At 72.7% G+C, this 9453-nt stretch carries 8 protein-coding genes; all 8 read left to right on the forward strand.

Going from position 1 to position 9453, the window contains the following annotated elements:
• Nucleotides 1-592 precede the first annotated feature (592 nt).
• Nucleotides 593-1825: an ROK family protein gene (locus AB0399_RS39685; protein WP_329373425.1), complete on the forward strand. Its 1233-nt coding sequence runs from the start codon at nt 593-595 to the stop codon at nt 1823-1825.
• A 5-nt stretch (nt 1826-1830) separates the two neighbouring features.
• Nucleotides 1831-3120: an extracellular solute-binding protein gene (locus AB0399_RS39690; RefSeq protein ID WP_329373427.1), complete on the forward strand. Its 1290-nt coding sequence runs from the start codon at nt 1831-1833 to the stop codon at nt 3118-3120.
• A 15-nt stretch (nt 3121-3135) separates the two neighbouring features.
• A complete protein-coding gene (locus tag AB0399_RS39695; RefSeq protein ID WP_366414591.1) occupies nt 3136-4116 on the forward strand; it encodes a sugar ABC transporter permease in 981 nt (326 codons plus the stop codon).
• The gene (locus tag AB0399_RS39700; protein WP_329373431.1) at nt 4113-4955 is read left to right on the forward strand and encodes a carbohydrate ABC transporter permease; all 843 of its coding nucleotides are present in this window, start codon (nt 4113-4115) and stop codon (nt 4953-4955) included. Before AB0399_RS39695 ends, AB0399_RS39700 begins: the two co-directional genes overlap by 4 nt.
• Nucleotides 4956-5020: 65 nt before the next feature.
• Complete coding sequence (locus AB0399_RS39705) at nt 5021-6490, forward strand: glycoside hydrolase family 3 N-terminal domain-containing protein (RefSeq protein ID WP_366414592.1); 1470 nt, start codon at nt 5021-5023, stop codon at nt 6488-6490.
• Nucleotides 6491-6609: 119 nt separating this feature from the next.
• On the forward strand, nt 6610-7722 hold the full coding sequence (gene nagA, locus AB0399_RS39710) for an N-acetylglucosamine-6-phosphate deacetylase (RefSeq protein WP_366414593.1): 1113 nt from the start codon (nt 6610-6612) through the stop codon (nt 7720-7722).
• A 144-nt stretch (nt 7723-7866) separates the two neighbouring features.
• Nucleotides 7867-8604: a hypothetical protein gene (locus AB0399_RS39715; protein ID WP_366414594.1), complete on the forward strand. Its 738-nt coding sequence runs from the start codon at nt 7867-7869 to the stop codon at nt 8602-8604.
• 65 nt (nt 8605-8669) lie between these two features.
• A partial coding sequence (locus AB0399_RS39720; protein ID WP_366414595.1) for a class I SAM-dependent methyltransferase occupies nt 8670-9453 on the forward strand: 784 nt, incomplete at its 3' end.

Below are 9453 nucleotides of genomic sequence, written 5' to 3' on the forward strand. Positions count from 1 at the left end.
CGTCGGCGCGAAGGTGGACCGGGCCAAGCACCGACGCCGCCGCCGCCAGCACGGCGCCCCCCGCCCCGGCTCGCCCCGGCCGGGCGCGGCGCGTCGGGGGCGCGACCGCGCCGACGCGATCCTTGCTGACCTGCCCGCCGAGCCTCGACCCACCCGCCGAGCGCCCACCCGGGCGCGGAGCGAGCCGGCCCAATCGCGGCCCCGGCCGTGACACCGGGCCGAGCGACCACCGCTCGGCTCCGGTTCGACGGGCTCTGCGCGACCGGGCCCCACGCGTAGCACCCCCGCGCCCTTCCGCCGGCCCGCGCCGAGACCGGCCCGCCCGTCACCGGTGCCCCGCACCCACTGAAGTCCCGTAGCCCGGCGGCCGGTTGACGGCTGCCGTCGCGCGGGCCGCCGACGGCCCGACAGCAGCCGCAGCGGGGGAGCAGCGCCCTGCGAGCGCCCGGCCCCGCCGCTCCCGCATGCCCCAGCGGGATCACGTTGCGTGACCGCTCGTGCTTTACCGGAATGTAACCCGCATGTCTGGATCTGCTCGCCGATCCGTCGCTAGAGTAAGCGCCATCGAATTAGTCTCAGCCTGAGAGGAATTGTGGCAACTACCTCGCTCCCCCGGGAGTCCAATCGCAGCGCGGTCCTCGCGGCGCTGCTCTCGGGTGCCCAGATGGACCGCCAGCAGCTCATCGCGGCCACCGGCCTGAGCCGGGCGACCGTGTTCCGGATCGTCGACGACCTGATGGCCGACCGCCTCGTCCACGAAGGCGAGCGGCTGGTGCGCGAAGGCCCGGGCAGACAGTCCACCGCGGTCGGGTTCAACGCCGGATCGGCTCTGGTCTGCGGAATCGACCTCGGCGGCACCAACTGCCGCGTCGTGGTCGCCGACGCGCTGGGCCGCGCCGTGATCAGGAGCCGGGACGCCACGCCGCGCGGCGCGAGTGCCGGGGAACTGGCCCGCTGGGTGGCCGACCGGGTCACCGGCCTGGTCGCCCGGTACGGCAACGGCACCCCGCTCCAGGCGGTCACGATCGGCCTGCCCGGTGTGGTCAGCGGCGACGGCGGCACCGTGCTCGCATCGCACAATCTCGGCCAGATCCAGGGCACCGCGTTCATCGACGCGGTCTCCGGTTTCGTCGGCGTTCCGATCACCGTCGGTAACGACTCCAACGTCGCCATGCTCGGCGAACTCCAGTACGGATCGCTGCCGGACCGGGAGACCGCGGTGCTGCTGGCGTTGGGCACCGGCCTCGGCTCCGCGGTCTCCATCGACGGCCGGGTGCTGCTCGGCGAGCAGGGGCTGCTGGGCGAGTTCGGCCGGCTCCCGCTGCCCGGCCGCCCGGAGCGGCTGCGCGACCTGCTGTCCGGCGCGGACCTGGTCGCGTACGCCCGCAGCCGCGGCGTGCGGGTCTCCGGCGCGCAGGACCTGTTCGCCGCACCGGAGACGTACGCCGACCTGCTCGCCGAGGTGCACGCGGCCCTCGCCCATCTCGTCTCGATCGTCGCGCTCGCCTACGAGCCGAAGACCGTGGTGCTCACCGGCGGGTTCTCGGAGTCCTTCGACGCCGGCACGCTCACGGCCATCAGCGGCCAGGTCGCCCGAACGGTGGGCGTGCGCAGCACGGTCCGCCACTCCGACCTGGGCAACTCCGCCGGGCTGCTCGGCGCGATGGCGTCCTCGCTCGGCCGGCTCTACGGCTCCCTCGGCATCAGCACCGGGCACGTCGCGGGCATCGACGTGGACCGGCACCAGGTGATCGACCGGCTCAACACATGCCCCACAACCAGCACCACGCAGGACGACCAGTCCACCCAGGCAGCAGAAAGGTGAGAAGGATGAACCGTGCACGGTGGCGGTACGCGGTCACGTCGATCCCGGTCATGGCGCTTGCGCTGACGGCCTGCGGCGGCAGCGGGGGCGGCTCGCACGCCTCCTCCGACGGCACACTGACGGTCTGGATGATGACCGGCGGCCCCGGCGACAGCCCGCTCATCAAGGACGTCAACGCCGAGTTCGCCAAGCAGCACCCGGACATGAAGGTGGACGTCCAGATCCAGCAGTGGGACGGCATCGCCACGAAGATCACCACGGCGCTGGCCAGCGGGAACCCGCCCGACATCGTGGAGATGGGCAACACCCAGACCCCGCTGCAGACCTACTCCGGCGGCCTCGCCGACCTCACCGCCGACAAGGCGTCCTTCGAGGACTCCGCGCACTGGCTGGCCGGCCTGTCGGGCCCGTCCGCGTACGACGGCAAGCTCTACGCGACACCGCTCTACGGCGGCACCAAGGTCGTCATGTACAACAAGAAGCTCTTCGCCGGCGCGGGCATCCAGCAGCCGCCGACGACCATCGCCGAACTCCAGCAGGACTGCGGCAAGCTGGCCGCGGCCAACAAGAAGACCGCGAACTTCTCCGGCTTCTACCTGCCGGGCCAGTACTGGTTCAACGGCATGCCGTTCCTGTTCGGCAAGGGCGGCACCGTCGCCACGCAGAAGGGCGACACCTGGAAGGCCGCGATGTCCTCGCCGGCGAACCAGGCCGGCCTCGCGGCCTGGCGCACCTTCCAGAACACCTGCTCCACCAAGTCCTCGGTCGGCGTCAACACCGACAGCCCCGACCAGGACCAGCTCTTCGCCGACGGCAAGGCCGCGATGGAGTACGTCAAGGCGTGGGAGCCCGCGGCGGTGCTGGAGAAGAACCCCGCGCTCAAGGACGACATCGGCTTCTTCGCGATGCCCGGCTACAGCGCGGACAAGTCCATGCCGGTGATCGTCTCCGGCTCCACCGTCGGCATAGCGGCCAACAGCCCCGACAAGAAGGCGGCCGAGGACTGGCTGCGCATCGTCACCGGCAAGCAGTTCCAGCAGAAGATGGCGCTGAAGCTCAACCTGCTGCCGATCTCCGCCGCGTTCACCCCGGCCGGAGTCCCCGAGCAGCTCACCGTCGCCTCCAAGGCCGCGCAGAACAGCCAGCCGCTGCCGAGCAGCCCGGGCGAGGCGACGCTGGAGACCGAGCGGTACAACGAGCAGTTCTTCTCGAAGATCGCCGGCGGCGCCGACATCGCCAAGGCGGCCGCCGACTACGACAAGCACGCCACCGACGCATTCAACTCGCTCCACTAGTACGGCGGGAACCCGATGGCAATTACCGAAAAGCGCAGCGCGCGGCGCGCTCCGGCGGGTGCCCGCTCCCGGCCGCAGGTCCGGGCCGGCGCCACCCGGCGGCGGATGCTGCCCTGGGCGATGATCGCCCCGGCGGTCGTGGCGCTGGTGCTGATCCAGGGCTACCCCCTGGTGCGGCTGCTGGTGCTCTCCACCCAGGACTTCGGCCCCCGGTCGCTGTTCACCGGGCACGCCGACTTCGTCGGCCTCGACAACTTCACCCACCTGTTCGGCGACCCGGACTTCCGCTCGGTCCTGCTGCGCACCGTGGTCTTCACCGTGGTGTGCGTGGCGCTGCTGATGGTGCTCGGCTTCCTCATCGCGCACCTGCTCACGGGCGTCTCGGCCTGGGCCCGGGTGGTCACCACCGTCTCGCTGGTGCTGGTCTGGGCGATGCCGATGGTCGCCGCCACGCTGGTGTGGCAGTGGATGTACCAGCCCCAGTACGGCGTCGCCAACTGGCTGCTCACCAAGACGCGGATCTTCGGCGACCTGACCGCGTACGACTGGTTCTCCCATCCCCACCAGGCACTCGGGCTGGTCATCCTGCTCACCGTGTGGAAGGGCCTGCCGTTCGTCGCGCTGACCCTCTACGCGGCGCGCGGGCAGATCTCCGAGTCGCTGTACGAGGCGGCCCGGCTCGACGGCGCGGGCACGCTCCAGACCTTCCGGCACATCACGGTGCCGGTGCTCAGGCCGGTGCTGGCGATCCTCACGCTGCTGGAGGTCATCTGGTCGGTGAACTCCTTCACCCCCATCTGGGTGCTGACCCAGGGCGGGCCGGACGGGCAGACCACCACCCTCGGCGTGTACGCGTACATCACCGCCTTCAGCCGCAACGACTACGGCAGCGGCGCCTCGATCGCGGTGGTGACCGTACTGATCCTCGCGGTGTTCTCCATCGCCTACGTCCGCAGGATGTCGAACCAGGGAGACGAGCAGGGAGAGAAGGCATGAGCGTGCGCATGACCCCCGCGCGGCGTCGCCGCAGCGTCAACAACACCATCGCGGTGGCGCTGTCCGCGGTGATGCTCTTCCCCGTCTACTGGATGGTGGCCACCGCGCTGAAGCCGCGCGGCAAGATCCTCAGCGCGGTGCCGCAGTTCCTGCCCTGGCCGATCAGCCTGGGTAACTTCCAACGCGCGCTGGCCAAGCCGCACTTCTGGGTGTTCGTGCGCAACTCCCTGACGGTCACCCTGTCCTCGGTGGTGCTCTCGCTGGTCATCGCGCTCTTCGCGGCGATCGCCATCGCCCGCTTCCGGTTCGCCGGGCGCAGGGTGCTGCTGGCGATCCTGGTGCTGGTGCAGATGATCCCCGCGGCCGCGATGGTCATCCCCGTCTACCTGATGCTGCGGTCCATCAACGCGCTGGACTACGTGCCCGGCCTGATCCTCACGTACATGACGTTCGTGCTGCCGTTCACGATCTGGACGCTGCGCGGCTTCGTGGACGGGGTCCCGGTGGAGCTGGAGGAGGCGGCGCTGGTCGACGGCTGCGGCCGGTTCCAGATGTACGTACGGGTGCTGCTGCCGCTGCTGATGCCCGGCATCGTCGCCACCTCCATCTTCGCCTTCGTCAACGCGTGGGACGACTACCTCTTCGCCTACGTGATCATGAAATCACAGGGCAACTACACGCTCCCGGTGTGGCTGGTGTCCTTCAAGACCTCGGAGAGCGTCGACTACGGCGCGATGATCGCCGCCTCCACCATCTTCTCCCTGCCGGTCCTGATCTTCTTCCTGCTGGTGCAGCGCCGCCTCGTCGGCGGCATGACCAGCGGCGCGGTCAAGGGATGACCCGCGCACCGCGGACCGGGCCGGCCCCCGCCAGACGACTTCCCGAACGAAAGAGTGAGGACTCCATGACCGAGCTGTCACGCCTTGCCCATGGCGTGCTGTTCCCCGCACTGGGACGGCGCACCGTCCCCCGGTGGGCCCGCGCCCGCGTCGAGGAGGGACTCGGCGGCTTCGTCCTGTTCGGCAAGGACATCGCCTCCGCCGAGCAGATCCGGCAGCTCACCGCCGACCTGCACGGCCTGCGCGACCACGTGCTGCTCTCCCTCGACGAGGAGGGCGGGGACGTCAACCGCCTGGAGCCGCACGGCGGTACGTCCGTGCCCGGCAACCACGCGCTGGGCCGGCTCGACGACCCGGAACTCACCCGCGAGGCGGCCTACCAGATCGGGCTGTCACTGGTGGCGGCCGGCATCGACTGGGACCTGGCGCCCGCGGTCGACACCGCCGTCAACCCGCTCAGCCCCAACGGCATCCGCTGCTTCGGCGCCGACCGCGCCCTCGTCGCCAGGCACGCGGCCGCGTGGGTGGAGGGACTGCAGGCCGCGGGGGTCAGCGCCTGCGCCAAGCACTTCCCCGGCCACGGACTGAGCTCCACCGACGCCCACCTGGGCACGCCGACCGTGGACCTGTCCCGGCAGGAACTGGTCGACCACTACCTCGACCCGTTCCGCGCCGCCATCGCCGCCGGCGTCGACAGCATCATGGTCTCCCACGTCCGGCTCACCCAGCTCGACACCGTGCCCGCCACCATCAGCCCCGCGGTCCTCACCGGCCTGCTGCGCGGCGAACTCGGCTACGACGGGGTCGTCATCACCGACGCCCTGGAGATGCGCGGCATCAGCGACGTCGCCGCACTGCCCCAGGCGGCGGTACGGGCCATCGCCGCGGGCGCCGACGCGCTGTGCCTGGGCGCGTGGGCGTTCGGCGACGACGTGGACACGGCGGCCGCGGCCCTGGTCGCGGCGGTGGAGGACGGCACCCTCCCCGAGGAGCGGCTGCGCGAGGCCAACGCCCGTATCGCCAGGCTCGGGACGCGCCCGCGGGCCACCGGCGCCGCCCACGACGACGCGGTGGGCGCCCGGCTGGCCCGCGACGTGGTCGAGGTACACGGCGACCCGGTGCTGCGCGGCAAGCGGGCCTTGGTGGTGCGGCTCGACCCGACCCATTCCCCCGCCCAGGGCGGCGCGTCCTGGGGCATCGCGGAGCCGCTGCGCGCGGCCGGCGTCGAGGTGGAGACACTGGCGGTGGCCGGCGACACGTACAACGCGGAAGGCGTGATCAAGGCCGAAGTCGGCCTCTACCTCGACGAGTTCGGGCCCGATGCCGACGTCGTGCTGCTCGTCCGCAGCTCGCACCGCTTCCCCTGGCAGCGACCGGTCCTGGACGAGCTGCTGGCGAAGTACCCGGGCTGCGTGGTGGTCGACATGGGCGTGCCCGGCGACGACTTCGGCCAATTCCGGGGCTGGGTGCGGACGTTCGGCGCGTCCCGGGTGTGCGCGCAGGCGGCGGTGGACACGCTGCTGGCGGGCGCGTGACCGGGAGCAGGGGAGGACGGGGGACCGGGGATCGGGGGACCGGTGCCCGTGGGCAGGGGACCGGGGACGGCGGGCGGCTGCTGGCCGGCGGTCGGTTCGTACGGGCCGACGGCCGCGTGGTGGCGGGCTGGCTGCTGATCCGCGGCGGCCTGATCCACGCCATGGGCGCGGGCGACCCGCCCGCGGCGCCCGAACCCCGGTCCGACCTCGGCGGCCGGCTGGTCGTGCCCGGGTTCGTCGACCCGCACTGCCACGGTGGGGCCGGCCACTCCGTCTATACCGGCGACCCCGACGGCGTGCGCGCCGCCGCGGCCGGGCACCTGGCCCGCGGCACCACGTCGATGCTGGCCTCCGTGGCCAGCGTCGACCCACCCGCGATGCGGGCCGCCGTCAGGGCGATCGCCGCCGTCATCGACGACGGGACCGCGCCCAACCTGGTGGGCATCCACTTCGAGGGGCCGTTCCTGTCCCCGGAGCGCCGGGGCGCCCAGACCCCCGGCGCGCTGCGCACACCGGACCCGGAGGTGCTGCACGGGCTGCTCGACGCGGCCGGCGGCCACGCCGTGTCGATGACCGTGGCGCCCGAACTGCCGGGCGCGCTCGGCCTGATCGAGGAGTACGCCGGGGAACTCCTGATCAGCCTCGGCCACACCGACGCCTCCGCCACGGCGTTCGTCCGGGCCGTCGACGCGGGCGCCCGCTCGGTGACCCACCTCTTCAACGCGATGCCGCCCCTGGAACACCGGCGGCCCGGCCCGGCGGCCGCGGCACTGCTCGACCCGCGGCTGTGCTGCGAGCTGGTCGTCGACGGCCACCACCTCGCCGACGACACGGTACGGCTGGCCCACCGCACCGCGGGCGCCGACCGGTTGATGCTGGTCAGCGACGCCATGCCGGCCGCCGGCATGGGCGACGGCACCTACCGGTTCGCCGACCGCGAGGTCACCGTGACCGGCGGGGTGGCCCGACTGCGCGGCACCGACACCCTCGCGGGCTCGACGCTCTTCGTGGCGGAGGCGTTCCGCCGGGCGGTCGACGTCGTCGGCCTGCCGGCCGCGGACGCCGCGCGGATGTCCGCGGGCACGGCGGCGCGGCTGCTCGGCCTCTCCGACCGCGGGGCCTTGCGGCCGGGCCTGCGCGCCGACCTGGTCGAGCTCGACCGCGACCTCAAGCCGGCGCGGGTCTGGCTCGCCGGCCGGCGGGTCTCCGCAGAGGGGCAGGTGGAGCGGTAGTTCCCCCGCGGGCTCGCCTATGGGACCGGGTTCCCGCGAGCGCGGTCCTGGGCCGTCCTGGGCCGTCAGGGTCCGGCGGGGGCCGTCGGGGGCCGTCGTAAATCCGGGGCGCCCGGCGGGCGGCGCGGCGTAGGCTCCGCCTCCGTGAAGTTGCGGACCTTTGCCTTCGACGACCGGCCCGACCTGCACGCACAGGCCGACGAGGTCTTCAGCGCGGGCTGGCCGGAGTTCATCTTCCACGACCCCCTCGCCGACCGGCAGATGGACCGGGTCCGGCGGTGGTTCGGGGAGCTGAACCTCCTGCTGGTCGACGACGCGGACCGGATCGCGGCCGGCGGGTGGGGCGTTCCGGTGCGCTGGGACGGCGCGCCCGCCGACCTGCCCGGCGGCTACGACGACGCGCTGGTGCGGGCGGTGACGCTGCGGGAGGCGGGCGGCCGGGCCGACACGCTGGTGATCGCCGCGGCCCAGGTCCGCGACGACCTGCGAGGGCGCGGCCTGGCCGCGGAAGTGCTCGGGCGGCTCGCCTCCGCCGGTGAACGAGCCGGTCTGGCACGGGTGATCGCCCCGGTGCGGCCGACCTCCAAGGCCCGCTACCCGCTGACCGCGATGGAGGAGTTCATCCGCTGGACCCGGGCCGACGGCGCCCCGTCGGACCCGTGGCTGCGGACCCACCAGCGGATGGGCGCCCGCGTGCTGGGCGTCGCCGAGCGGTCCATGACGATGGCGGGCTCGGTCGCCGACTGGGAGCGGTGGGTCGGCTTCCCCCTGCCGGCCTCCGGCCGCTACGTGGTCCCCGGCGCCCTCGCCCCGCTCGCGGTCGACCGCACCGCGGACCGGGGCGAGTTGGTCGAGCCGAACGTGTGGGTGCGGCACCGGTGAGGGGCGGCGGTGCCCGGGTCGGAAAACCGTTGGACACCGCTCCGGGCGGGGACGAGCGTGGGGGGATGCAGCAGGAGGACATCTGGGACGCCGAGACCGCGCTTCGCTACGACACGCCGGGCATCGGCATGTTCGCCCCCGAGGTCGTGGGGCCGACCGTGGACCGCCTCGCCGAACTCGCGGGGGAGGGGGCGGCGCTTGAATTCGCCGTCGGCACCGGCCGGGTGGCGGTCCCGCTCGCCGCACGCGGAGTTCCCGTCACCGGCGTCGAACTGTCGGCACCGATGGTGCGGCAGCTGCGGACGAAGGCGGACGAGGCGACGATCCCCGTCGTCATGGGCGACATGTCGACCACCGTCGCGCCGGGGGAGTACACCCTCGTCTACCTCGTCTTCAACACGATCTCCAACCTGCTGAGCCAGCCGGAGCAGGTCCGCTGTTTCCGCAACGCCGCCCGCCACCTCGCCCCCGGCGGCCGCTTCGTGATCGAACTCTGGGTGCCCGAGCTGCGCAAGCTGCCGCCGGGCCAAGGTGCCGTCATCTGTCGTTCCGAACCCGGCTACTTCCTCCTGGACACCTACGACGTCCTGCGGCAGCACGTCGTCTCGCACCACTTCCGGTTCGACGACACCCCGCGGGCCGAGCTCTTCCGCAGCCCGCACCGCTACATCTGGCCGGCCGAGCTCGACCTGATGGCCCAACTGGCCGGGTTCGAGCTGGAGTCCAGGCACGCGGACTGGTCCGGCGCCCCCTTCACCGCCGATTCCCCCTCCCACGTCTCCGTCTACCGCCTCCCGCCCCCTGGCAGACCCTGCGCGAGCGGGCACCGGTATGGCCGCAGACCGGTCC

The sequence above is a fragment of the Streptomyces sp. NPDC088194 genome (genome assembly GCF_040702025.1).
Classification (GTDB): Bacteria; Actinomycetota; Actinomycetes; order Streptomycetales; family Streptomycetaceae; genus Actinacidiphila.